This window comes from Candidatus Pantoea soli (assembly GCF_007833795.1).
Lineage (GTDB): Bacteria > Pseudomonadota > Gammaproteobacteria > Enterobacterales > Enterobacteriaceae > Pantoea > Pantoea soli.
Genome location: NZ_CP032702.1, coordinates 3,467,685 through 3,492,678, shown reverse-complemented (window position 1 = coordinate 3,492,678; position 24,994 = coordinate 3,467,685). Strand labels below are relative to the sequence as shown.

At 58.5% G+C, this 24,994-nt stretch carries 20 protein-coding genes; 12 read left to right on the top strand and 8 right to left on the bottom strand.

Annotation, left to right across the window (positions count from 1 at the left end; genetic code table 11):
- Positions 1 to 124: 124 nt before the first annotated feature.
- On the bottom strand, positions 125 to 1,102 hold the full coding sequence (gene hemB, locus D8B20_RS16215; RefSeq protein ID WP_145889890.1) for a porphobilinogen synthase: 978 nt from the start codon (positions 1,100 to 1,102) through the stop codon (positions 125 to 127).
- 193 nt (positions 1,103 to 1,295) lie between these two features.
- A complete protein-coding gene (gene proP / locus D8B20_RS16210; protein WP_145889888.1) occupies positions 1,296 to 2,801 on the bottom strand; it encodes a glycine betaine/L-proline transporter ProP in 1,506 nt (501 codons plus the stop codon).
- A 360-nt stretch (positions 2,802 to 3,161) separates the two neighbouring features.
- Between proP and D8B20_RS16205 the strand changes: the two genes are divergently transcribed.
- The 3 genes from D8B20_RS16205 (at position 3,162) to D8B20_RS16195 (ending at position 5,039) form a co-directional block, all read left to right on the top strand.
- Complete coding sequence (locus D8B20_RS16205; protein WP_145889887.1) at positions 3,162 to 4,013, top strand: hypothetical protein; 852 nt, start codon at positions 3,162 to 3,164, stop codon at positions 4,011 to 4,013.
- Positions 4,006 to 4,476, top strand: coding sequence for a hypothetical protein (locus tag D8B20_RS16200; protein WP_145889885.1), 471 nt, complete (start codon positions 4,006 to 4,008; stop codon positions 4,474 to 4,476). The genes D8B20_RS16205 and D8B20_RS16200 overlap by 8 nt, the downstream gene beginning before the upstream one ends.
- Before the next feature lie 104 nt (positions 4,477 to 4,580).
- Entirely contained in the window at positions 4,581 to 5,039 is a 459-nt protein-coding gene (locus tag D8B20_RS16195) for a hypothetical protein (protein ID WP_145889882.1), read from the top strand.
- Here D8B20_RS16195 and D8B20_RS16190 read toward each other — a convergent pair.
- From D8B20_RS16190 to D8B20_RS16180, 3 genes are all read right to left on the bottom strand, one after another.
- Complete coding sequence (locus D8B20_RS16190) at positions 5,028 to 5,987, bottom strand: D-2-hydroxyacid dehydrogenase family protein (RefSeq protein ID WP_145889880.1); 960 nt, start codon at positions 5,985 to 5,987, stop codon at positions 5,028 to 5,030. The genes D8B20_RS16195 and D8B20_RS16190 overlap by 12 nt on opposite strands.
- Positions 5,959 to 7,566, bottom strand: coding sequence for an EAL domain-containing protein (locus D8B20_RS16185; protein ID WP_145889878.1), 1,608 nt, complete (start codon positions 7,564 to 7,566; stop codon positions 5,959 to 5,961). The genes D8B20_RS16190 and D8B20_RS16185 overlap by 29 nt, the downstream gene beginning before the upstream one ends.
- Positions 7,567 to 7,806: 240 nt before the next feature.
- Positions 7,807 to 8,856, bottom strand: coding sequence for an AI-2E family transporter (locus tag D8B20_RS16180; RefSeq protein ID WP_145889876.1), 1,050 nt, complete (start codon positions 8,854 to 8,856; stop codon positions 7,807 to 7,809).
- 224 nt (positions 8,857 to 9,080) lie between these two features.
- On the opposite strand from D8B20_RS16180, the gene D8B20_RS16175 reads away from it, so the two are divergent.
- The 3 genes from D8B20_RS16175 (at position 9,081) to iolB (ending at position 13,186) form a co-directional block, all read left to right on the top strand.
- Complete coding sequence (locus tag D8B20_RS16175) at positions 9,081 to 10,307, top strand: MFS transporter (protein WP_145889875.1); 1,227 nt, start codon at positions 9,081 to 9,083, stop codon at positions 10,305 to 10,307.
- 535 nt (positions 10,308 to 10,842) lie between these two features.
- Positions 10,843 to 12,348 (top strand): CoA-acylating methylmalonate-semialdehyde dehydrogenase, encoded by a 1,506-nt coding sequence (locus D8B20_RS16170; RefSeq protein WP_145889873.1) that lies wholly within the window; start codon positions 10,843 to 10,845, stop codon positions 12,346 to 12,348.
- Between the two features lie 19 nt (positions 12,349 to 12,367).
- A complete protein-coding gene (gene iolB / locus D8B20_RS16165; RefSeq protein WP_145889871.1) occupies positions 12,368 to 13,186 on the top strand; it encodes a 5-deoxy-glucuronate isomerase in 819 nt (272 codons plus the stop codon).
- 144 nt (positions 13,187 to 13,330) lie between these two features.
- On the opposite strand, the gene D8B20_RS16160 is transcribed toward iolB, so the two are convergent.
- Complete coding sequence (locus tag D8B20_RS16160) at positions 13,331 to 14,173, bottom strand: MurR/RpiR family transcriptional regulator (RefSeq protein ID WP_145889869.1); 843 nt, start codon at positions 14,171 to 14,173, stop codon at positions 13,331 to 13,333.
- A gap of 397 nt (positions 14,174 to 14,570) precedes the next feature.
- Positions 14,571 to 16,484 (bottom strand): bifunctional 5-dehydro-2-deoxygluconokinase/5-dehydro-2-deoxyphosphogluconate aldolase, encoded by a 1,914-nt coding sequence (locus D8B20_RS16150; RefSeq protein WP_145889865.1) that lies wholly within the window; start codon positions 16,482 to 16,484, stop codon positions 14,571 to 14,573.
- A 546-nt stretch (positions 16,485 to 17,030) separates the two neighbouring features.
- Here D8B20_RS16150 and iolD point away from each other — a divergent pair.
- The 3 genes from iolD to iolE all read left to right on the top strand — a co-directional run bounded on the left by iolD (position 17,031) and on the right by iolE (position 20,982).
- Entirely contained in the window at positions 17,031 to 18,965 is a 1,935-nt protein-coding gene (iolD, locus tag D8B20_RS16145) for a 3D-(3,5/4)-trihydroxycyclohexane-1,2-dione acylhydrolase (decyclizing) (RefSeq protein ID WP_145889863.1), read from the top strand.
- 62 nt (positions 18,966 to 19,027) lie between these two features.
- Entirely contained in the window at positions 19,028 to 20,041 is a 1,014-nt protein-coding gene (gene iolG / locus D8B20_RS16140; RefSeq protein WP_145889861.1) for a bifunctional inositol 2-dehydrogenase/D-chiro-inositol 1-dehydrogenase, read from the top strand.
- Positions 20,042 to 20,085: 44 nt separating this feature from the next.
- A complete protein-coding gene (gene iolE / locus D8B20_RS16135) occupies positions 20,086 to 20,982 on the top strand; it encodes a myo-inosose-2 dehydratase (RefSeq protein WP_145889859.1) in 897 nt (298 codons plus the stop codon).
- Positions 20,983 to 21,157: 175 nt separating this feature from the next.
- Here the strand turns inward: iolE and glpD are convergent, their stop codons facing one another.
- On the bottom strand, positions 21,158 to 22,666 hold the full coding sequence (gene glpD / locus D8B20_RS16130) for a glycerol-3-phosphate dehydrogenase (protein ID WP_145889857.1): 1,509 nt from the start codon (positions 22,664 to 22,666) through the stop codon (positions 21,158 to 21,160).
- Between the two features lie 228 nt (positions 22,667 to 22,894).
- Here glpD and glpE point away from each other — a divergent pair, with 228 nt between their 5' ends.
- From glpE to D8B20_RS16115, 3 genes are read left to right on the top strand one after another with little or no spacing between them, the layout of a single operon-like run.
- The gene (glpE, locus tag D8B20_RS16125) at positions 22,895 to 23,221 is read left to right on the top strand and encodes a thiosulfate sulfurtransferase GlpE (RefSeq protein ID WP_145889855.1); all 327 of its coding nucleotides are present in this window, start codon (positions 22,895 to 22,897) and stop codon (positions 23,219 to 23,221) included.
- Between the two features lie 30 nt (positions 23,222 to 23,251).
- Positions 23,252 to 24,079 carry a rhomboid family intramembrane serine protease GlpG gene (gene glpG, locus D8B20_RS16120; protein ID WP_145890630.1) on the top strand — a complete coding sequence of 276 codons (828 nt, stop codon included), beginning with the start codon at positions 23,252 to 23,254 and terminating at the stop codon, positions 24,077 to 24,079.
- Between the two features lie 42 nt (positions 24,080 to 24,121).
- Positions 24,122 to 24,880: a DeoR/GlpR family transcriptional regulator gene (locus tag D8B20_RS16115; RefSeq protein WP_145889853.1), complete on the top strand. Its 759-nt coding sequence runs from the start codon at positions 24,122 to 24,124 to the stop codon at positions 24,878 to 24,880.
- Positions 24,881 to 24,994 lie beyond the last annotated feature (114 nt).

Genomic DNA, 24,994 nt, shown 5'->3' with positions numbered 1-24,994 from the left:
GTGCGGAGCTGTAACCGCGTGACTCTTGCTGTGAATTTTTGGGTAGTGCAACACGGGTGTCGTGCCATACAGGCAGAAAGCGCGCTGTCGCCGCTAAGCAGACGGCAGCGCGCCAGAGGGGCAATCAGAGCACTTTTTGCTCGGCGAGATCGAGGGCGAAGTAACTGAAAATCAGGTCTGCACCGGCGCGTTTAATTGCACCCAGGCTTTCCAGCACGACGTTGCGCTCATCAATCGCACCCGCCTGTGCCGCGAATTTGATCATCGCGTACTCACCGCTGACCTGGTAGGCCGCCAGCGGCAGCGTGGTGCGCTCGCGGATATCACGCAGGACATCCAGATAGGCACCGGCCGGTTTCACCATCAGGGAATCCGCGCCTTCCGCTTCGTCGATCAGCGATTCGCGGATCGCTTCACGGCGGTTCATCGGGTTCATCTGGTAGGTTTTGCGGTCGCCTTTCAGCGCGGTACCGGCTGCTTCACGGAACGGGCCGTAGAAAGAGGAAGCAAATTTGGTTGAATAGGACATGATCGCCGTATCCGTGAAGCCTGCAGCGTCCAGCGCCTGCCGAATCGCTTTTACCTGGCCATCCATTGCGGCCGAAGGCGCGATAAAGTCCGCGCCCGCCTGGGCTGCCACGACCGCCTGCCTGCCGAGGTTAATCAGCGTCTGGTCGTTGTCGACACCGTGCTCGCACAGTACGCCGCAGTGGCCGTGGCTGGTGTATTCGCAGAAGCAGGTGTCAGACATCACGATCATTTCCGGCACGGTGTCTTTGCAGATGCGGGACATCCGCGCCACCAGGCCATTTTCATTCCAGGCATCACTGCCGGTGGCGTCGGTGTGATGTGAAATACCAAAGGTCATCACTGAGCGGATACCGGCGTTGGCGATGCGTTCAATTTCATACGCCAGACGTTTTTCCGGAATACGCATCACGCCCGGCATGGCGTTGATCGGCACGTAATCGTCCACGCCTTCTTCGACAAAGATCGGCAGCGCCAGGTCGCTCAGACGCAGATGGGATTCCTGGAACATTTCGCGCATGGAAGCGCTTTTGCGCAGCCTTCTCGGGCGCTGAATCAGATTGAAATCAGACATGTTTATACAACTTATGCTGGTGAAAAAAGTGGCAACAGTTTACTCCTTTTCGCGCGGCAGCATGAAGGATTGTGTGCGGTTGCGGGCAGGCAGTATGGCGCGGGGTAACAGGCGGCGCTGCCGTCTGCAACGCCCGTCACCGCGTTGCGCAGGCAAAAAAAATCCCGCCACGCGGGCGGGACAGATTAGCTGATTACTCGTTGATATCCGGGTGCTGCTGCACCAGGTTTTTGCGTTTTGCCTCCAGACGGGCAATTTCGGCATCGATATCTTCGATTTTCTGCTCGATGTTGTCGTGATGCTCCTGCAGGATTTCACGCGCTTCATCAAGGTCAGAGGCCGCTGGCGTAGCACCGCGCAACGGCTTATTGGCGGTCTCTTTCATGTAGATACCGGTTACCAGACCGACAACCGCAATCACCATCAGGTAGTAGGCCGGCATAAACAGGTTATTGCTGGCTTCTACCGCCCAGGCGGTGACGGTAGGCGTCAGACCGGCGATCAGAATAGAAATGTTAAACGCACTGGCCAGCGCACTGTAGCGGATATGCGTCGGAAACATCGCCGGCAGGGAAGAAGCCATCACGCCGGTAAAGGCGTTAAGGATCACCGCCAGCAGCAGCAGACCGGCAAAAATCAGGCCCAGCACGTTGCTGTTGATCAGGATGAACGCCGGGATGGCAAAGATAAACAGCGCGATACTGCCGATAATCACGAACGGACGGCGGCCAAAGCGGTCACTCAGCATCCCCATGACCGGCTGCACAAACAGCATCCCCATCATAATGGCGATGATGATCAGCACGCCGTGATCTTCCGAGTAGTGCAGGTTATGCGACAGGTAGCTCGGCATGTAGGTCAGCAGCATGTAGTAGGTCACGTTGGTGGCCAGCACCAGACCGATACAGGCCAGCAGACTCTTCCAGTGCTTGCTGGCAATCTCTTTAAATGACACTTTCGGGCCGTCGCGCAGGCCTTCGCGATCGCCCTGTTCCAGCTTTTCCACGTGCTGCTGGAAAGCCGGGGTCTCTTCCAGCGCATTACGCAGATACAGACCGATAATGCCCAGCGGCAGCGCGAGGAAGAACGGAATACGCCAGCCCCAGTCAAGGAACTTCTGCTCGCCGATAACCGTAGAGATCAGCACCACAACGCCCGCGCCCAGCACAAAGCCGGCGATAGAGCCAAAGTCGAGCCAGCTGCCCATAAACCCGCGTTTGCGGTCAGGCGAGTATTCGGCCACGAAGATCGAGGCACCGGTATATTCGCCGCCCACGGAGAAGCCCTGGGCCATTTTTGCCAGCAGCAGCAGAATCGGCGCCCAGATACCAATGGAGGCATAAGAGGGAATCAGGCCGATACAGAAGGTACTGATCGACATGATGACAATGGTGATAGAGAGAATTTTCTGACGACCGTATTTGTCGCCCAGCATGCCAAAGAACAAACCGCCCAGCGGACGAATCAGGAACGGCACCGAGAAGGTCGCCAGCGCCGCAATCATCTGAATGCCAGGTGAGGCATCCGGGAAAAACACTTTACCCAGCGCGTAGGCGACAAAGCCATACACCCCGAAGTCAAACCATTCCATCGCGTTACCCAGTGACGCGGCGGTAATGGCTTTACGTAAACGCGCATCATCAATGATGGTGACGTCATCCAGCCCAATAGGTTTTACACGCTTCCTACGTAATTTCATGAGGTTACCCTGTATTGGAATTCGAAAAATCCTCAACGCTGCGGACTCAGGTGCTGCGATCAGTCCGCGGCGTTGAGAAAATTAAAGCATAGCCGTGAAAGTGGGTTTTACCCTGGCCTGCCGGAGCAATTATTACCGCGGCAATAATTGCGTCGCGCGACAGAGTATACCGTTTTTGTGTGATATTTGTCATGTTTACGCCAGTAACTGGTTATTTTTTGGCTAAAACTCTGGCTGTTCTGGTCCGTAATCGCTGCAAATATAATTTTTCTCAACGCGACGCAGGCCGCACTCCGCGTGCGCTGATAACGGAAAAAACCTATACTTGCGCCAGTTTCTTCTCAGGGATTCAGGAGCGGCATGGCGCGCTTTGTTTTGTTTGCCAACAGCCTCTGTTTTGATACGCAACAGCAGGTCTTATACCCGATGCAACAGCCCGCGCAACGTGTCGTCCTGACGCCGCTGCAGACCGCCGTGCTGTACCGGGTGCTGAACGCCGGTGGCCAGCTGGTGCGCAATCAGGCGCTGCATACGCTGTTTCAGCGCGTGCCGGATGAGGTGCCTTTTGCCGACCGGCTTACCGCTACGATTGCGGAAATCAACCAGCTTGCCGCCCGGGCGCAGGCACCGGGCCCGCTGGTGTTGCAGGTACCGCTGATTGGCTGTGTGCTGGCCGGGCAGGCCGACGTCGTGCGTCTGAACGAGGCGCCTGCGGTCAGCGCAGCGCCCGTGAATATGCCCGAGGTACCTGCTGCCAGCACAGCGCCCGTGAATGTGCCCGAGCCATCTGCTGTCAGCACCGCGCCTGTGGCCGCGCTGCCGGCAGGCACGCCGCGCAGAAGATGGCCGCTGCGCGCGATGCTCATTGCGCTGCTGTGCGCCAATGCCGCACTGGCGCTGGTTGCGCGTCACTTTTTCGCCCCGGCACAGGGCGATGCGCTGGCGTACACCCCTTATCTGCGCGAAGGCAGTACGCAGTTTTTTATTGGTCGCGATCTCACCCCGGATTCCTTCATCGTGCAAAACGCCCTGCGCCGTTACCACCACTGGCAGCCGCGCCTGCCGGATGGCAGCCCGGCGCAGTTTGTGTATATCAATCCGGGGCGCACGCAGTTATTCAGCAGCGCCTTTCTGTGCGCCAAGCCGATTGCGCAAAAAGATAATCAGTGTCTGGCATGGAGCGTCACCGCCGGGGAGTCGCCGGATGCGTAACAGAGTGTGGATTGGGGGCACGCTGCTGGCGCTGGTGCTGCCCTGGGCGCTGGTATGGCTGGAACGGCCCACTGCGCCGGTGCCGGAATGGTGTGAAGTGCCGTACCACGTGGATAATGAAGGCGCACAGGTCGCCTCGATTGCCGCCACCATCCATGCGCGTTTCCGACCGGATGGCAGCAGCAGCGCGACGCTGATCGGCAGCGTGACGGTGGCAGGAAAGCCTTATCGTATCCACCGCCTGTCTGAACTGACCTGGCGGCGGCAGGGTGATTTTATGCTCAGCACTACGCACAGCGTGCGCACGCTGGCAGAGGATACGGTGCCTGGCGCGCTGGCACCCCACGTGCTGCTCTCCATGGCGAAGGAAGGGCACAGTGATTATTACCAGATGCACCCGCTGCCGAATGGCGATCAGATGATCTATTTCGCCGGCCTGCCGCGACTCTACTGTCATACCTGACCGGGCGGACGGCCTGTCTTTACGCAGAGCGGAACGGCAGGTCGGTGTTGTCGCGGTTCAGGCATTCAGGGATACTCTGCCGCCCCGTTATTGGTGGAGTGGTTATGGCGCGTAAAGATCCTTGCAATGCTGGCAATCCCTGGCTGTCGATGATCGACAGTGCAGTCAGAAATCATCGTCATCAGCCGCCGGAAAGCGCCCCTGGCACAGCCACATCTGTATGGCTCGCGTATGATGCGCGCGCCGATGCGCAGCTTGCGCTGCTGGCATCGCCGCCCGGTGCGCTGATGCAGCGGCTGAAAAAGTGGCGGCCGGCGGGCTTATCTGCTCAGCCGATCAGGGCGCAGTTTTCCCCGCGGCAGTGGGTCAGCCGGGTGTCGCAGCAGACTGCGCAGACATCAGACGACGTGTTGCAGGTGCATGAGCGGGTGGCTGCGCTGCAGCGCATCCATCAGCGGCTCAGGGCACAGCCGCGACCGTCCGGTACCGCACCGGCAGAGGACAGTCTTGACGTGGCGCTGCGCATTGCAGAAAAGCGGCGCGCCCGCCGCTCAGAACAGTGAGCGTAACGGGGCACCGTGCAGCCAGCCGTGAATGTTTTCCACCGCCTGCGTGAAGTAAGTGCGGTAGTTGCTGTCGGCGACATAGCCCAGATGCGGCGTTGCCAGCACGTTCGGCAGCTGGCGCAGCGGATGATCGGCCGGCAGCGGCTCCTGGTCAAACACGTCCAGCCCGGCCCCGGCCAGCTGACCGGATTGCAGCGCCGCAATCATCGCCTGCTGATCGACCAGGCCTGCGCGCGCGGTGTTAATCAATAGCGCGCCGGGTTTCATCTGGCTGAAGGCGGTCGCATCCAGCAGATGACGCGTGCGTTCGCTCAGCACCAGATGCAGTGACACGATATCGCTCTTTCTGAGCAGATCGTGCAGCGCGGGCAAGCGTTCAGCCCCGCAGTCGGCCGCGCGTTCCGGCGTCAGGTTCTGGCTCCAGGCACACACCTGCATGCCAAATGCCTGCGCCACGTTGGCCATCTCACCGCCAATTTTGCCCAGGCCGATCAGGCCCAGCGTTTTCCCCTGCAGACCGATACCCAGCGTCTGCTGCCACACACCGTTGCTGCGCAGCGCCTGATTCTCCGTATAAATATGACGCGCCAGCCCAATCAGCAGGCCCCAGCTCAGCTCCAGCGGCGCGGCGCTGCTGCTGCGGGTGCCGCACACGGCAATATAGCGTTCGGCACAGGCGTGCAGGTCTATGGCGGCATTGCGCATGCCGGAGGTCACCACCATTTTCAGCTGCGGCAGGCGGCCAATCAGGCTGGCGGTCAGCGGCGTGCGCTCGCGCATGACCACCAGGATATCAGCGTGAGCAATCTGCTGAACCAGCGCATCTTCATCGGCAATATGGCGGGTCAGGGTGGTGGTGTGGACGTGGGGGGCAAGCGATGCCCAGTCCGCCAGCGACAGGGCGACGTTCTGGTAATCATCCAGGATGATGCAGTTCAGGCTCATGCGTTACCTCAGCGGAAAGCGGCTGACGGCCCTGCTCGCTTAGCCAGGCCTGCAGCCGGTCATTGTCCATCGGACGGGCATAATAATAGCCCTGAATCAGCCCGACGCCACGCTGCCGCAGGTAGGCAAATTGTAACGCCGTCTCCACGCCTTCACCGAGCACGTCCAGCTGCAGTTTGTGACACAGCGTGATAATGGTGTCCAGCACCGGCGTTTCCGTTTCCAGCCCTTCAATGGCATTGATGAAGCCGCGGTCAATCTTCAGATAATCCAGCGGGAACGTCAGCAGATAGGAGAGTGAGCAGTGGCCGGTGCCAAAGTCGTCAATCGCGACTTTCATGCCGTGTGACTGCAGATGGCGCAGCTTACGCGCCACCAGTTCCCCGTCTTCTATCAGGCTGCGTTCGGTCAGCTCCAGTGTAATCACCATCTGCTTGTGCCGGATACGACGCGCAAAGCGCATCATGTCCTGCACAAAATCGGGGTGCTGCAGGTGTTCTGCCGCGAGGTTAAACCCGATGTGGAAGCCGGGCTCCACCGGCCAGCTTTGCAGGTCTTCTGCCATCAGCTCCAGCAGATGCCGGGTCAGCGGCACAATCATGCCTTCAGATTCCGCATGACTGATAAAAATGTCCGGACGAATCATTTCGCCGTTCGGCAGCTGCCAGCGCATCAGCGCCTCTGCGCCTTTGCAGCGCTCAATTTCGGTGCTGTACACCGGCTGATAATGTACCGTGAACTGGCGATTGCGCATCGCGCGGCGAATCTCGTCGGCCCAGGAGAGACGACGGCGCAGCCAGTTGGCGGTCAGCACCATGAGCAGAATCGAAAAAATGGCGGCCATCGGCAGGAAAATCAGCAACGCCTGACGCCAGGATTTGATCAGCTCGCTGGCCGGCACCGTGACGTGCACGCTAATCGGATAGCGGGCGGACGTGGCGTGGTATTCCGCGCTTTTGATGTACAGCTGGGCCGGCTGTTCACCCGGGCCGCTGTGGATGATGGCGCCGCCGTTAAACTGCAGGCTCATCTGATAGCCGCGTGATTCGCCCATGGCGTGCATAAAGTCCATCAGATACTGACCATCAATCACCGCCCAGAAGCCGCTGCTGTCCGGCAGCTGGCGCACAAAAATCACCGCAGGCCGCGCCGGCACGCCCAGCGTGCCGCGAATGGAGAGGCTCCACCAGGCTTTGCCGGTCACCGGCGGCGGCTGCATCATCATCTCTGACAGCCGTCCGTGCCCCAGCCCATAGGCCGAGGAGCAGCTGATGCGGTCTCCCTGCAGCATGCCGATGGAGCGAAAGTAGGCGTTGAGTGTTCCGGTTCGCTGCAGGGTTTCTTCGATTTCCGCACAGGGACGATGCTGATACTGGCGCAGCGTGGTGATCATATCCCATGCGCTGTCGCTCATTTTTTCCGCCTGCGCCAGCAGCGTGCCGGCGGCCGCAATCTGCTGCTGCCGTACCGTGTGGCGCGCTTCAATCGCGGTGCAGAGGATGCCCAGCACCAGCGGGAAGAGCCCGGCACAGACAATAAACAGCCAGCCAAAATCGCGATGTCGTTTTTGCAGAGGCACCAGACTTTCCTCGGTGGGTTTACGCAACGCCGGGAGCGAAACGCGGCGTCAGCAGCATACCATTTTCCCGGGGCCGTGCATGTTAGCGTTTTGCTTTTGCATCGTTCTGATACAGGTCAATAATCGGCAGCGCGCGGCGTTAATTGACAGAGGAGAAGGTAAGTCCTGTCAGGTGGCAGGCGAGTCCTCTGCGCAGCCGAAACCGGCACCGCCCGCGGCAGCCCCCGGGCCGCCACCGCATCAGCGCAGACGGGAAGGCCGCGGCCGGCCATTGCCCAGCATAATCGCCAGACGGCTGCCGCCCGGCGTGGTTTCCATCAGAATTTTGGTCACGCTGGTCAGCGGTACTGACAACAGCATGCCAACCGGCCCCAGCAGCCAGCCCCAGAAAATCAGTGACAGGAAAACCACCAGCGTCGAGAGCCCGAGCCCGCGGCCCATCAGGCGTGGCTCCAGCATATTACCGAACACCATATGGATGGCACTGAACAGGGCGGCAACCAGCATGGCATCGTAGATATCGTTCAGCACCAGCGCCTGAATAAACGGCGGCACGCCGGCGATAATCGGACCAATGTTCGGGATAAAGTTGAGGATAAAGGCCACCAGGCCCCAGAACAGGGCGAATTTGACGTCCAGCAGTAACAGCACCAGCCAGACCGAAAGTCCGGTAATCAAACTGACCAGCGTTTTCAGCGCCAGATAGTGCGTCACGCCTTTCAGCGCCTTGTGCAGACCAGCAATGCGGATCTGCGGATTCATCATGGCGTTACGCAGCTTGTAGGGCAGATGGTGCACTTCAAACAGCATAAAGATCACCGTCAGGATCAGTAGCAGCACATTGGTCATGGCACCGGAAAACTGCGCCAGCAGGGTAGTTGCCATGTTCATAATGATGTTGGGATCGAGTCGTGCTGCCAGCGCCTCCGTTGAGATATTGATATGAAACTGCGCGGCGAAATGCTGCACCACGGTCAGTTTCTGTTCCAGCAGGGTGCGGATTTGCGGATAGGTTTCGCTGAAATCACTGAGGGAAGAGGCCAGGACGCCCACCAGCAACAGCAGAACGATGATGATGACCGAGATCACCAGCGTAATGGCCAGGCTGCGGCGCAGTCCGCGGCGCATCAGCAGCGTAACCAGCGGATTCAGCACAATCGCCAGAAAGCTGGCCAGCAGAAACGGCACCAGAATTTCCGAAGCCGCACGAATCCCTGCCAGAATAATCACTAACATCGCCAGCTTGACCAGAATGTTCTGGCCGGTTTTCTCCTGTGGCTTCTCGTTCATGCCTTCTCCTGATTTTTATATTGGCTGAAAAGAGTGTAGCTGAACGGCAATTAAGTGATTGTTATGCTTGCCTGAACGCAGCGCAGTCTGCCCGGCACCGCCCGCGCTTTAGCGTTGCGCCTGGCTGAGCGGCGGCCGGGAAGATTGACGGATGCGCGGCAGCCGACATAACGTATAGTTAGCCTTCTCTATCAATATTTCGTCAAACGCGAGCGTAATCACTCATGCCCGATCAGCCCGCCGCGGCTGCAGAGTCCAGCCGGCTCCGCCTGAATCTGTCCATTCTCTCTATCGTGAAGTTTAACTTCGCCACCTATCTCACCATTGGTTTGCCGCTGGCGGTGCTGCCGGGCTTTGTGCACGACGGCCTCGGCTACAGCGCATTCTGGGCCGGGGTGGTGATCAGCCTGCAATACCTCGCCACGCTGATTAGCCGGCCGCACGCCGGACGCTATGCCGATAGCTGGGGGCCGAAAAAGGTGGTGGTGCTGGGGCTGGTGGGCAGCCTGATTAGCGGGCTGTGCATTTTACTCTCGGCGCTGCTGGCCGGGCAGACGATACTCAGTCTGGCGCTGCTGTGCCTCGGGCGCATACTGCTGGGGGTCGGACAAAGTTTTTGCGGCACCGGCACCTCGCTGTGGGGCGTGGCAAAGGTGGGATCGCTGCATATCGGCCGGGTGATCTCGTGGAACGGTATTGTCACTTATGGTGCCATGGCGATTGGCGCACCGCTCGGCGTGATGATCTTCCGCCACGGCGGTTTGCTGCTGCTCTCGGCGGTGATCATTGCCATCAGCCTGCTGGCAATCGTGCTGGCACTGCCGCGTGCCGCGGTAAAAGGCAGCAAAGCCAAACCGCTGCCGTTTCGCGCGGTGCTGGGCAAAGTGTATGGTTTCGGGCTGTTGCTGGCAATGGGATCGGCTGGCTTTGGCGTCATCGCCACCTTTATTACGCTGTTTTATCGTGAGAAAGGCTGGGACGGTGCCGCCTTTGCGCTGACGCTGTTCAGCGCCGCCTTTGTTGGGGCGCGCCTGCTGTTTCCGAATGCCATTAACAAACAGGGCGGACTGCGCGTGGCCAGCCTGTGCTTTGCTATTGAAGCCGCCGGGCTGTTTATGGTGGCCGCCTCGTTCGATCCGTGGATGGCAAAACTGGGGGCGTTTCTGACCGGCGCTGGTTTCTCGCTGGTCTTTCCGGCCATCGGCGTGGTGGCGGTGAAAGTGGTGCCGCAGCAGAATCAGGGCAGCGCGCTGGCGACCTACACCGCCTTTATGGATTTATCGCTGGGCATCACCGGCCCGATCGCCGGCTTTATTATGAGTTACGCCGGTGTCTCGCTGGTTTATCTGCTGGCCGCGCTGCTGGTCTGTTTTGCCCTGTTCTGTACGCTGCGCATGCTGAAACATCAGCCGGACGATGCGGCAGACGAGGTTCACCGCAGCAGCAGCTGAGCAGGCAGCAGAGGAGGTTATGCCGGTAGCCGTCAGAAAAAAAGGCCTCCGACCGAGGCCAACAGGTACAAAAGCGTGTCCGGTTAAGGACACAGATAAGGGTTCATTGCGCAGCAGGCGGATGCGGATGCGGATGCGGATGCTGCAAAGAAAACATTTATTTCGTTTTTAGTGAAATATGAAATAACAGATATTGGATCTGCCTCGCAAAAATTTCATATTTCGTTTGCCGCTGCGCACTCGCGGCCCGGCGGATTTCCTCCTCACACCGCCGCCATCGCCCCTCTTTTTCACACAGGTTGCGGTACATCACGCCTGCCACAGCGCGATACGCCACGGTTTATCACCGGCCGGAAACAATGGCCGGAAAAATGCGATCCAGGCCGCTAAAAAGAAATTTTCCAAAAAGAACTATTTGAAAAATTTATTTCACTGTAATAGCTTCATACCACGCTTTTCGTATTGCCTGAACAGGCGGCGTGGCTCTCCACCCTTGACGGCCTGCAGGGAACTTACACATTAAAGAGGCAACGACATGACAATCACAGGTAACTTTATCGGCGGCAAAATCACCTACAGCGCCAGCAATGAAACCATCCCGGTTTACGATCCGGCCACCGGCAAAGTTGTGCGCGAACTGACGCAGAGCACCGCGGCGGAAGTAGAGCAGGCGATTGCCGTGGCCCATGCGGCGTTTCCGGAATGGTCGAAAACATCGCCGCTGCGCCGTGCCCGCGTCATGTTTAACTTCAAAGCGCTGATGGAAAAGCATCGCGATGAGCTGGCAGCGCTGATTGTGTCCGAACACGGTAAAGTCTGGTCAGATGCGCTGGGCGAACTGACCCGCGGTATCGAAGTGATTGAATTTGCCTGCGGTATTCCGCACCTGCTGAAAGGTGAAAATTCCCCGAACGTTGGCGGCGGCGTCGACAGCTATTCGCTGATGCAGCCGGTTGGCGTAGTGGCGGGCATTACGCCATTCAATTTCCCGGCGATGGTGCCGCTGTGGATGTTCCCGATTGCCCTGACGTGCGGTAACACCTTTATTCTGAAGCCGCCGGCGCTGGATCCGTCTGCGTCGGTGCGGATGGCGGAATTGCTGAAAGAAGCGGGCCTGCCGGATGGCGTGTTTAACGTGGTGCACTCATCGAATGAAGATGCAGAGCAGCTGTACAAAGATCCGCGCGTCGCGGCGGTCAGCTTTGTGGGGTCTTCCGGCGTGGCAGAGCATATCTACAAAACCGCCAGCGCCCACGGTAAACGTGTTCAGGCCTTTGGCGCGGCGAAAAACCATGCCATCGTCATGCCGGATGCGGATCTGGATGCCACGGTCAACGCCATTATGGGCGGCGCATTCGGTTCGGCCGGCGAACGCTGCATGGCCCTGCCGGTGGTGGTGGCCGTCGGCGATGACACCGCCGACACGCTGATTGCCCGTCTTACTCCGCTGATCAAGGCGCTGCGCGTCGGGCCTGGCATGCAGCAGGGCGCGGAAGAAAATGAAATGGGACCGGTGGTGTCCGCGGCGCATCAGAAGAAAGTGCTGGGCTACATCGACAAAGGCGAACAGGAAGGCGCGAAGCTGGTGGTGGACGGGCGCGGAATAAAAGTGGCCGGTCACGAAGAGGGCTATTACGTTGGCGGCACGCTGTTCGATAACGTCACGCCGGATATGGTGATCTGGCGCGAAGAGATTTTCGGACCGGTGCTGAGCATCATGCGCGCGACCGATTTCGACAGCGCGCTGCAGCTGGTCAACAGCCACGAGTTTGGTAACGGCAGCGCTATCTTTACCAGCAACGGTCACACTGCCCGTGAGTTTGTACAGAACGTGGAAGCCGGCATGGTTGGCGTGAATGTCCCGGTGCCGGTGCCGATGGCATTCCACAGCTTTGGTGGCTGGAAACGCTCGGTGTTCGGGGCGCTGAACGTGCATGGTCCGGACGGTGTCCGTTTCTATACGCGCATGAAAACCGCCACCGTGCGCTGGCCGAGCGGGCAGCAAACCGTCTCTGAATTCAGTATGCCAACGCTGGGTTAAGCCTGAGAGGAGGAACAGGATGTCGCTGATTTCGCGAGTACAGCAGCCGGACAGTCAGGGCCGTATCCAGCACGTTACCCCGGAGCGGGCGGGCTGGGAGTATGTGGGCTTTGACGCCTATCTGCTGAAGCAAGGCCAGACGCTGCGTCTGAGCAGCGATAACAAAGAGCTGTGCCTGGTGCTGGTGGCCGGGCGGGCTTCAGTAAAAACCCGTCACGCCGAATTTCCGCACATAGGCAAACGGATGTCGCCCTTTGAACGTACGCCGCCGTATTCGGTCTATGTGCCGCATCACGATGAGGTAGAGATCGTGGCAGAAAGCGATCTGGAGCTGGCCGTGTGTAACGCGCCGGGCAGCGGTAGTTTGCCTGCGCGGCTGATTGCGCCGGAAGATGTGGGCGTAGAGCGTCGCGGCAAGGGGCGCAATCAGCGTCTGGTGCACAACATTCTGCCGGATAACCAGGCGGCCGACAGCCTGCTGGTGGTGGAAGTGTATACCGATGAAGGCGCGACCAGCTCCTATCCGAGTCACAAGCACGACGAGAAGGACAGCCCGGACGAAACTTATCTGGAAGAGACCTACTATCACCGTTTCGATCCCGAGCCCGGTTTTGCCATGCAGCGCGTCTATACCGACGACCGTTCGCTGGATGTCTGTATGGCACCTTACAACCGCGATGTGGTGATGGTGCCGCGTGGCTACCATCCGGTGGCCACGATCGCCGGCTATGACAACTATTACCTGAACGTGATGGCGGGCCCGGTGCGGCTGTGGAAGTTTACCTGGGAGAAAGATCACGCCTGGGTGAACAGCGACCAGTATCCGCGCAGCAAATAGCGGCAGAGGCGATATACACCGCGCCGTTTGCCGGCGTGCTCGCCAGCACAAACCGCATAAGCGGCCAGCCGTCACCCCGGTGACGCGCTGGCAATAAAAAGGGCAGCCTGCGGGCTGCCCTTTTTTCTGCCTGCTGCCGGTCAGTTATTCGCTGGTGCTGTTGTTCAGCGCCAGAGAAACGGCAAGGGTCTGCGCCAGACACAGCGAAGCAACCTGCGAACGGAAACCATCCACCTGTGCTTCACGCACGACAAAACAGACGTCACTGAAAGCGGCCAGCGGGCTGACCTGACTATCGGTGATAGCGATCTGATGCGCACCGCGCTTGGCACCCAGCTCCACCAGCTCAACCGCTTCACGGGCATACGGCGAGTAGCTGATGGCAATCACCACATCCTTCGGGTTCACCATGCTGAGCTGCTCGGTAAACATGCCGCCGAGACCGTCAATCAGAAAGGCGCGACGCTCCAGATGGCGCAGCGCGTAAACCAGATAGGAGGCGACGCTGAACGAACGGCGCAGGCCGATGATGTAGATGTTTTCCGCTTCATTCAGCATCTTCACCGCTTTATTGAGCTGATCGGGATTCACCTGCATAGCCAGCTGCTGCAGCGCCTGGCTGTTGACCATGGTGAACACGTTCAGGATTTCCACCGGGCTCTCCGGCGAGCTGGCGCTGTCGTCGGTGGCTGTCTGACGGAACAGGCGCGCGCGCTCGGTATAGTTAACCGTTTCCTCCATCAGATGCTGACGAAAAACCTGTTTCATTTCGTTGAAGCCGCTGAAGCCAAACGCATTGGCGAAGCGAATCAGCGTGGAGGGCGGCACATCCGCCTGCTGCGAGATTGAGGCGACGGTGTCAAACGCGATGCTGTTGCTGTTATCAAGAATATAACGAGCCACCTGCTTCAGGCGTTTACTCAGCGTCTCGTAGCGACGACGGATATCGTCCTGTAACAAGGTGAGTTGGGTTGGATTATTGGTCATTACTTCGGCCCGTTAGCAAAGAAAATATGGCTGGATAATGAGCGCTATAGTAACAGATGGATGGAAAATTTCATTTGTTTGGCGCTATCGGGGCGGCTATTTCATCGGTTTATGAAATGCCTCACAAAAAGCAGGGGTGGCGCACCCGTGACGGTTTTCTGAGGGTGTTCGGCCGCTTGTGCTGCTGCCGGCGTAGGCCTGACACGCAGCCGGGACGTGACGCCTTGTGCTGCCGGCTGGCCTGGTGACAGACAGAAAAAAGCGTGAAGGCAGCGCAACGGCGTTCACCGCTCCGGTCTGTGCAGGCGTCAGGGGTGCTGGCAGACGAAAATCCGGCCCTCTCCCGCAGGAAAAGGGCCGCATCGCGGCCAGCCGGTTCATGCGCCTGGCAAGCCGGCTACCCGCGCGCCGCGCGCCAGTAGCCAATCAGGCGCAGATAGTTTCCTTTCACCGTCTCGACCAGCGCCTGATCGTCCAGTTCGCCCTTCAGCCACTGGCGGGAAGGCTGACCGAAAATGGTGCGTCCGACAGCAAATCCTTTCACCCACGGCGCCCGGGCGGCGGCGGCGAAACCGGCTTTCAGCTTCTCTTCGGGCGCGTCGAGCCCTAACAGCAGAATGCCGCGGCAGTGGGGATCGTTCTCCTCGATCAGCGCGCTGATCGCCTGCCAGCTGTCAGCGGAGAGCGGCGGCAGTTTCCACCAGTCCGGCTGAATACCCAGGCTGTAGAAGTGACGCAGAATATCCGCGTAGTAGGATTCCTGATGATCCGGATTGCTCTCCGGCAGGATCACCTCCAGCAGCAGCTCGTGGCCGCTCTTGTTACAGCCTTTCCAGACATCCAGCACCTGCTCATCCTGCTCTTTGCGCAGCGCGGCGCTGTCATGCGGATGGTAAAACACCAGACATTTCACCACGTGCTCGGCGGGCCAGTCGACCAGCTGTGAGCCGATATTGCCGTGCTCCAGACGCAGCGGACGCGAACCCGGCAGCTCGATCGGACGTCCAATCCACCAGCGCTGTCCGGTAATCGCGTTCAGGGCTTTCTGGCCATAGGTGGTGTCGGCGAGAATGCCGCTCTTTTCATTCAGACCGGCTTCGCTGGCCGCCTCCTGCGCTGCCTGCAGCAGCAGCAGTTTCAGCTGTGGAATGCGTGTTTCACTGACACCTGCTTCGCGCGCCATGTCCGCCAGCTGTTTGCGGTGATCAAAAGCAAAAACATTCAGTTCCGGCCACTGCTGCGTACGGGTGGTGACACGATGCAGATGGTTAAGACGCGCATCCAGATCGGGACGTTTTACCTCGTGTTCACGGCTGAGGAAATCATCCAGCTCTTCTTTGGTCGGCATGGCGGGCGCACAGCCGTGACGTGATACCACCAGCGCGCCGCAGGCGTTGGCGTAGCGGCACGCCTGCTCCCAGCCTTCGTCATTCAGCCAGCCGCGCAGCAGGCCGGACATAAAGGCATCGCCTGCACCCAGTACGTTCAGGACTTCAACGCGAACGCCGCTGTGCAGGCGCGTCTGCTCCCAGCTATCCGGAATGTCACCTTCAAACACCACGCAACCCAGCGGACCGCGTTTGCAGACCAGCGTGGCCTGGCTCGCCTGACGCACGTTTTTCAGCGCCGTCAGCGTATCGGTGCTGCCACCGGCGATATGGAATTCCTCTTCCGTCCCGACGATCAAATCAAAATAGTGCACCACTTCCTGCAGCTGACGGGTCACCTCGCTGGATTCAATAAACCGCGTTTCACCGTCACCGAGGGAGGTCAGCCCCCACAGCACCGGACGGTAATCAATATCCAGCGCGGTGCGCAGGCCGTGACGCCTGGCGATATCCAGCGCCTTGAGCACCGCAGCGCGCGTATCCGGGTGTGACAGATGCGTGCCGGTGACCGCGACCGCACGGGAAGAGGCAATAAACTCTTCCTGAATGTCTTCCGGCACCAGGCCCATGTCGGCGCAGTTATCGCGGTAGAAAATCAGCGGAAAGGTCTCTTCATCTTTAATGCCGAGGATCACCAGCGCGGTCAGACGGTTTTTATCGGTAATCAGGCCGTCGGTATTACAGCCTACACGCTGCAGGGCTTCCCGCAGAAAACGGCCGTTGTGCTCATCGCCGACGCGCGCCAGCATGGCGGATTTCAGGCCCTGGATCGCGGTGCCGTATGCCACGTTACCGGAAGAGCCGCCCAGATATTTATTGAAGCTGGTCATATCCTCCAGACGCGATCCAATTTGCTGACCATAGAGATCGACGGCGATGCGTCCAATACAAATCACATCAAGCCGCTTCTGTTGTGTACTCATACCGATGGTTTCCTTCTGTGATAAGCAGACACGACTGGCGTATCGCCCGACATCGGGCGCATGGCTTCCGGGTTTCAGGGTGCCTGACGGGCTATGGTCGCAGTATGAGGAATGAAAATTCCAAATACAACATGAAATGAAACATCCATCGCGATTTTGTGAGCCAGGTAAAACTCTGACGATGCGCCTTTTGCCCGGTCATTAAAGTGGTGAATTTCAGGCATGCTCTGGCTTGTGAGCCAGGTCGCAGGAAAGCGCGGCAGAATACGGGAAGCTGCTGAGATGAAATGAAATTTCTTTATGCCTGCCAAATGACAGACCGCTGTTCAACTTCATCCCGCCGGCACTGCGCTGCTGCCGGCGTTTCATGGCCGAATTTGATCTCTATCGCAAAATGAAATGTTTCTTCTGTAGCTGAGTTTTATGAAAAAAATATTTGTTTATAATCGCCACACGTTTCACTTAATCCGCGGGCGCTGTGTACGGCAGGCGAACCCTCACCGCGTTGTACCGCAGTGCGGTACCCGCATGTAAAGGAACAAGCACATGGGCACAATCAGACTTACCACGGCGCAGGCGCTGGTGAAATTTCTTGATAACCAGTATCTGAATGCAGACGGCGTTGAAACCAAATTTGTAAAAGGCATCTTTGCCATTTTCGGCCACGGCAACGTGCTGGGCATGGGGCAGGCGCTGGAGCAGGACAGTGGCGATCTGGTGGTCTACCAGGGACGCAACGAGCAGGGCATGGCGCACGCCGCCATTGGCTTTGCCAGGCAGTCGCTGCGTCGCCAGATCCTGGCCTGTACATCGTCTGTCGGGCCGGGTGCCGCCAACATGATCACCGCCGCCGCCACCGCGACCGCCAACCGTATTCCTTTACTGCTGCTGCCCGGCGATGTTTTTGCCACCCGTCAGCCGGATCCGGTTCTGCAGCAGATCGAGCAGAGCCACGATCTCAGCATCAGCACTAACGATGCGTTTCGTGCCGTCAGCAAGTACTGGGATCGCGTCAGCCGTCCCGAGCAGCTGATGAGCGCCTGTATCAACGCCATGCGCGTGCTGACCGACCCGGCCGAAACCGGGGCGGTGACGCTGGCGCTGCCGCAGGATGTGCAGGGCGAAGCCTGGGATTTCCCGGACTACTTCTTCCAGAAACGCGTTCACCGTCTGGATCGCCGCCTGCCCACGCCGGCGCAGCTGGAAGAGGCACTGGCGCTGATTGCGCGCAAACATAAGCCGCTGATCGTGGTGGGTGGCGGGGTGAAATACGCTGAGGCTGGCCAGGCGCTGCTGAAGTTTGCCGAGCGTTTCCAGATTCCGTTTGCCGAAACGCAGGCGGGCAAAGGCACCATCGTTTCTGACCATCCGCTGAACGTGGGCGGCGTGGGTGAGACCGGCTGCCTGGCCGCCAACCTGCTGGCGAAAGAGGCCGATCTGGTGATTGGTATCGGCACGCGTTACACCGATTTCACCACCGCGTCGAAATGGATTTTCCAGAACCCGGCGGTGAGCTACCTCAATCTGAACGTCAGTAACTTCGACAGCTATAAGCTGGATGGGGTGCAGCTGCTGGCAGATGCGCGGGAAGGGCTGACGGCGCTGGAAGCCGGCCTGCAGGGGTTTGAAAGCCACTGGGGCGGGCAGATTGAGCAGGCGCAGAGCAAACTGCTGAAAGAGACGCAGCGCGTGTATGCCGCCACGTTTAATACAGAGGATTTTATCCCGGAAATTGCCGACCACATCGACCGCGAAGCGCTGTTCAGTGAATTCGAGCGTCTGACCCGTTCCGTGCTGACGCAGAGCAGCGTGCTGGGCACGCTCAACGCACAGCTCCCAAAGGATGCGGTGATTGTGGCCGCTGCGGGTAGCCTGCCGGGGGACCTGCAGCGCGTGTGGCGCACCAAAGATTACAACGCTTATCACGTGGAGTATGGCTACTCCTGCATGGGCTATGAAGTGAACGCCGCCCTGGGCGTGAAGCTGGCGCAGCCGCAGCGTGAAGTGTATGCCATGGTCGGCGACGGCTCCTTCATGATGCTGCACTCCGAGCTGGTGACCTCGATTCAGGAAGGCGCGAAGATCAACGTCATTCTGCTGGATAACATGACCAATGGCTGCATCAACAACCTGCAGATGGAACACGGTATGGACAGCTTCACAACCGAATTCCGCTTCCGCAATCCGGAGGGCGGCAAACTGGATGGCGGCTTTGTGCCGGTGGATTTCGCGGCGATTGCCGGCGGCTATGGCTGTAAGACCTATCGCGTAACCACGCTGGATGAGCTGAAAGCCGCGCTGGCTGATGCGCAGCAGCAGACGGTTTCCACCCTGATTGACATCAAAGTGCTGCCGAAAACCATGGTGCACAAATACTTCAGCTGGTGGCACGTGGGTGTCGCCCAGACCTCGACCTCAGAACGCACCCGGCAGGTGGCGGAAAAGCTGAATCAGCATATCGATCAGGCCCGTAAATATTAACGTTTTCGGCCGGAGCTTCCGGCCGCGTTTTCCCTTACTTATCCGACTCTACAGGTGTAATTATGACGCTCAAACTCGGTGTGATTGGTACCGGCGCAATTGGTCAGGAACATATTCGTCGCTGCAATAACGTATTGCAGGGCGCAAAAGTGGTGGCGGTTTCCGATATCAATATGGAAGGTGCGCGCGCGGCGCTGCAGCGGCTGAACATTGAAGCCGAAGTCTATCAGGACGGCCATCAGGTGATTAACTCGCCGGAAGTGGATGCCGTGCTGGTGACCTCGTGGGACCCGACGCACGAAGCGTTCACGCTGGCGGCCATCGCAGCCGGTAAGCCGGTGTTCTGCGAAAAACCCCTGGCGCTGAGTGCCGAAGGCTGCCGCCGGATCGTGGACGCGGAAATCCGCCACGGCAAGCGTCTGGTGCAGGTCGGCTTTATGCGCCCCTACGATGCCGGTTATCGCGCGCTGAAAAAAGTGATTACTGACGGTGACATTGGTGAACCCCTGATGCTGCACTGCGCACACCGTAACCAGAGCGTCGGCGAAAATTACACCACAGATATGGCCATTACCAACACGCTGATTCATGAACTGGATGTGCTGCGCTGGCTGACCGAAGATGACTACAAGAGTGTGCAGGTGGTCTTCCCGCGCACCACGTCAAAATCACATGCCGCACTGAAAGACCCGCAGATTGTGCTGTTTGAAACGCAAAAGGGCATTCGCATTGACGTCGAAATCTTCGTCAACTGCGCGTACGGCTATGACATCCAGTGCGAAGTCGTAGGCGAAGAGGGCATCGCCCGTCTGCCGGAACCTTCTGCGATTCAGACGCGTAAAAACGCCTGTCTGGGTATTCCGCTGCTTACCGACTGGAAAGATCGCTTCATTGATGCGTACGACGTGGAGCTGCAGGCCTTTATCAACGATGTTAAAGCCGGCCAGCTGACCGGACCTTCTGCCTGGGATGGCTTTGCCGCCTCTGTAGCGGCCGACGCCTGCCTGAAGGCGCAGAACAGCGGGGCGATTGAGCCGGTCAGCATGCCGCCGCGTCCGGATTTCTACGCGCGCTAAGTGCGCCGTGCGCTATTACTCTCTCTCAGAATCAGGGATTTACCATGAATAAAGATAACGTAAAGCTGGCGATTGCGCCGATCGGCTGGACCAACGATGACATGCCGGATCTTGGCAGCGAGAACACCTTCCAGCAGACGGTCAGTGAAATGGCGCTGGCGGGCTTTACCGGCAGCGAAGTGGGCAGTAAGTATCCGAAAGATCCCGCAATTCTCAAGCCGATGCTGGAGATTCGCGGGATCGAGATTTGCAATGCCTGGTTCAGCACCTTTTTTGCCAACGGGGATAAAGCCAAAACCATTGATGAGTTCATCAATCACATGAATTTCCTGCACGCTATGGGCGCACGCGTGATTGGCTGCTCTGAGCAGAGCAAAAGTATTCAGGGCACCACGCTGCCGGTGCTGGAGCAGAAGCCGGTGTTTACCGACGAAGAGTGGCGCCTGACCGCGGAAGGGTACAATACGCTGGCAGAGATTGCCGCGCAAAAAGGCATGCGCGTGACCCTGCATCATCACATGGGCACCGGTATCCAGACGCCTGACGAGATCGATCGCTTTATGGCTATGACGCACGACAGCGTCGGGCTGCTGTACGATACCGGGCACATTTATTATTCCGAAGGATCGCAGCAGGTTATGCTGGACGTGCTGACCCGCCATCTGCCGCGTATTTTCCATGTGCATCTCAAGGATGTGCGCGACAGCGTGGTGGCTGAAGTGCGGGAAAAATCGCTGTCGTTCCTTGATGGCGTGAAGAAAGGCACCTTTACCGTACCGGGCGACGGCGTGATTGATTTCAAACCGGTGTTTAAAATCCTTGACGACTATGGCTACAAAGGCTGGATGGTCGTGGAAGCGGAACAGGACCCGGCTATCGCCAACCCGTTCGAGTATGCAGTGAAAGCGCGCAAGTATATCCGCGAGAACACCGGGCTCTGAGTACTGAATATCAGGCGCGATTTATCGCGCCTTTGCTCTGTTGCCTCATGCACGATCAAACGCTTTTACCCGCGCGACAAAGCAGCGCCACCGGATTTAACACACTGAATCTGAAGTAATAAAAAAGGCCGCTATCCCCGCCAGGATAACGGCCTTTTTTTCTCTTTTAACAGACTCAGGAAGCCAGTGACAGCGCCGGGGTCTGGCCGTTGGCGGCCAGCCATTCACGGATGCGTGCCTGTTCGGCTTCGCTCAGCCACATGCCCTGTTTGGTACGACGCCAGATAGCATCATCCAGTTCGCGCACCCACTCATGTTTCACCAGGTAACGCAGTTCGGCTTCGTAGAACTCGTGACCAAAATTCTCGCCGAGATCGGCCAGGCTTTTTGCGCCGTCCAGCAGCACTTCGGTGCGGCTGCCGTAAGTACGGGCATAATGCCGTGCCATGCCTTCACTGATAAACGGATAACGACGACGCAGGCCGGCAGCATAATCCTCACGGGTGCCGGAGAAGTCTCCGCCCGGCAGCACAGCGTTTTTCGTCCATGCCGGACCGGCATCCGGATAGTATTTAGCCAGTTTTTCCAGCGCGTGTTCTGCCAGCTTGCGGTAAGTGGTCAGCTTGCCGCCAAATACTGACAGCAGCGGCGCCTGACCGTTTTCGTCGTGCACGTCCAGCGTGTAATCGCGGGTAATCGCCTGGGGCGAGTCGGACTCGTCGTCGCACAGCGGGCGCACACCGGAGTAGGTCCAGACAATATCGTCACTGGTCAGCTGCTGTTTAAAGTGTGCGTTGTACACCTTCAGCAGGTAGCTGATTTCGTTATCGTCGATCTTCACGTTCTTCGGATCGCCTTTGTACTCCACGTCGGTGGTACCGATAATGGAAAACTCGTCCATCCACGGAATAACAAACACGATACGGTTATCTTCGTTCTGCAGGATATAAGCCTGCTTCTCTTTATGCACGCGTGGCACCACGATGTGGCTGCCTTTAATCAGGCGAATACCGTAAGGCGATTTCAGCTTCAGACCATCGTCGAAGAACTGTTTTACCCACGGACCGGCAGCGTTGACCAGCCCTTTGGCGCGCCAGGTGTGGATTTTTCCGGTATCTGTGTCTTCGGCTTCCACCATCCACAGACCGCCTTCACGCCAGGCGCGGGTTACACGCGTACGGGTACGCACTTCACCACCCTGTTTCACCACTTCCTGCGCATTCAGAACCACCATGCGGGCATCGTCTACCCAGCAGTCAGAATATTCGAAACCGCGCGTGATTTCCGGCTTCAGGGCCGATTCCGCGCCAAAACGCAGACTTTTACTGCCCGGCAGCGTGGTGCGCTTGCCGAGGCGATCGTACATAAACAGCCCCATGCGGATCATCCACGCCGGGCGCAGATGCGGGCGATGTGGCAGACGGAAGCGCATCGGGAAGGCGATGTGCGGTGCCATTTTCAGCAGCACTTCGCGTTCGGCCAGAGCTTCACCCACCAGGCGAAATTCGTAATGTTCCAGATAGCGCAGGCCACCGTGAATCAGTTTAGAGCTGGCAGAGGAAGTTGCACAGGCCAAATCCCGCGCCTCCAGCATCAGCACTGACAGTCCGCGTCCTGCAGCGTCCACTGCAATGCCGGCACCGTTGATGCCGCCGCCGATCACGATCAGGTCTTTGGTTTCCACGTCATCTCCTCCGATGTTCGGAATAGTTCTAAAATGTTCGTTTTCGAGCGTAATGATAATCGGAAACCAACATTTACGCCAGCGCTTAACCCAATAAAAACATTCGTGCGTGATATAGCTAACATTTCAGCAGGAAAAAAATCACATACCCACAGGCTTTGTCAGGTTATCGCCACGGTTTATCAGGGTAAACTAAGCGCAAATTGTGACGCAGTAATGAGAGACACCATGGAAATCTTCGAGTGTATTAACGTTCAGCAGGCAAACGCGCATCTGGCACAAGGGGCGCAGCTGGTGGACATCCGCGACCCGCAAAGTTTTGCGCTGGGCCATGCGACCGGCGCGCAGCATTTGTCTAACGACAATCTCGCCGACTTTATCGCTCAGGCCCGCCGCGACCAGCCGGTGCTGGTGATGTGCTATCACGGCAACAGCAGCAAAGGTGCCGCACAGTTCCTGCTGGGGCAGGGATTCAGCGATGTCTACAGTATTGATGGCGGCTTTGACGCCTGGCGTGCGGCATTCCCGACTCAGGTTGCTACCGGCAGCCTCTGATCGCCCCCTCAGCAAGGAGAACATCGCATGATGCGCATTACCCAGTTCAGCCATCCGCGTATGGCGCAGGCGTTTGTGGATTACATGGCCACGCGCGGTGTCAGGCTGCACATTGAGCGCGAAAGCCACTATGTGATTATGCTGGAGGATGAAAGTCAGCTGGCGATGGTCGAAAACGAACTCGCGCAGTTCGTACGCAATCCTGACCATCCGCGCTATCAGGCCGCCAGCTGGACCAGCGGACGCACGGACAGCAATCTGCGCTATGAACGCAGCCATCTGCTGGCGAACATTCGTGAACGCGCAGGACCGCTCACGCTGGCGATAATGGTGATCTGCGTGGCGGTGTTCATTCTGATGCAGATTGTGGGCGATGAGGTGGCGCTGGACTGGCTGGCGTGGCCGGCAGACGCGTCGCAATATTTTCAGGTGTGGCGCTGGTTCAGCCACGCGCTGCTGCACTTTTCGCTGCTGCACATCCTGTTTAATCTGATGTGGTGGTGGTATCTCGGCGGCGCGGTGGAAAAGCGCCTCGGCAGCGGCAAGCTGTTTGTTATCATGCTGATTTCCGCGCTGCTGAGCGGCTGGATGCAGGCGAAGTTCAGCGGCGTCCTGTTTGGTGGTCTCTCCGGCGTGGTCTATGCGCTGATGGGCTACTGCTGGCTGCGCGGTGAGCGCGACCCCGACAGCGGCATTTATCTTGAGCGCGGCCTGATTGGCTTTGCCGTTGTCTGGCTGGTGATTGGCTGGTACGGCGCATTTGGTCTGTCTATTGCCAATGCCGCGCACGTGACCGGTTTACTGGTCGGCCTGGCGATGGCATTTGTTGATACGCGCAAAAACGCGCATCGCAGGTAGCAGGAAGAAAAAAGAACACGGCGGTGAGCCGAGGAGAGAGATGTGAAGCAGACGCAACGTCATGACGCCATTATCGATCTGGTCCGGCGTCAGGGATATGTCAGCACGGAAGAGCTGGTGGATCACTTTGAGGTCAGCCCGCAGACCATCCGGCGCGATCTCAACGATCTCGCCGATCAGAACAAAATTCAGCGGCATCATGGCGGCGCGGCCCTGCCGTCCAGTTCGGAGAATACCGCCTGGCAGGATCGCAAAATGATGTGGTCAGCGGAGAAAGCGCGCATTGCCACGCGCGTGGCCAGCCAGATCCCCGACGGCGCCACGCTGTTTATTGATATCGGCACCACGCCGGAAGCCGTGGCACATGCGTTGCTTAACCATAACAACCTGCGGATTGTCACCAATAACCTCAACGTGGCAATTTTGCTGATGGGCAAGCCCGATTTCCGCGTCATCATTGCCGGTGGGGAAGTGCGCACGCGCGATGGCGGCATCATGGGAGAAGCAACGCTGGATTTCATCTCTCAGTTCCGCCTCGATTACGGCATTCTTGGCATCAGCGGCATTGATATGGACGGCTCGCTGCTGGAGTTTGATTATCACGAGGTACGCACCAAGCGCGCGATCATTGAGAACTCGCGCTGCGTCATGCTGGTGGTGGATCACTCCAAATTTGGCCGCAACGCCATGGTGAACCTCGGCAATATGAGCCTGATTGACTATCTCTATACCGATCAGACCCCGCCAGCCAGCGTGCTGAAGGTGATTGAGCAGCACGAAGTGCACCTCGAACTGTGCTGATCTCCCGCCTTTAACCTGTCCGCTCTCGCCGGGCGCACCCTGGTGCGGCCCGGCTGACACCGCCAGCCGCAGTTGCCCCACCCGCAGCCAACCCGTACCGTTCTCTCTCCGGCA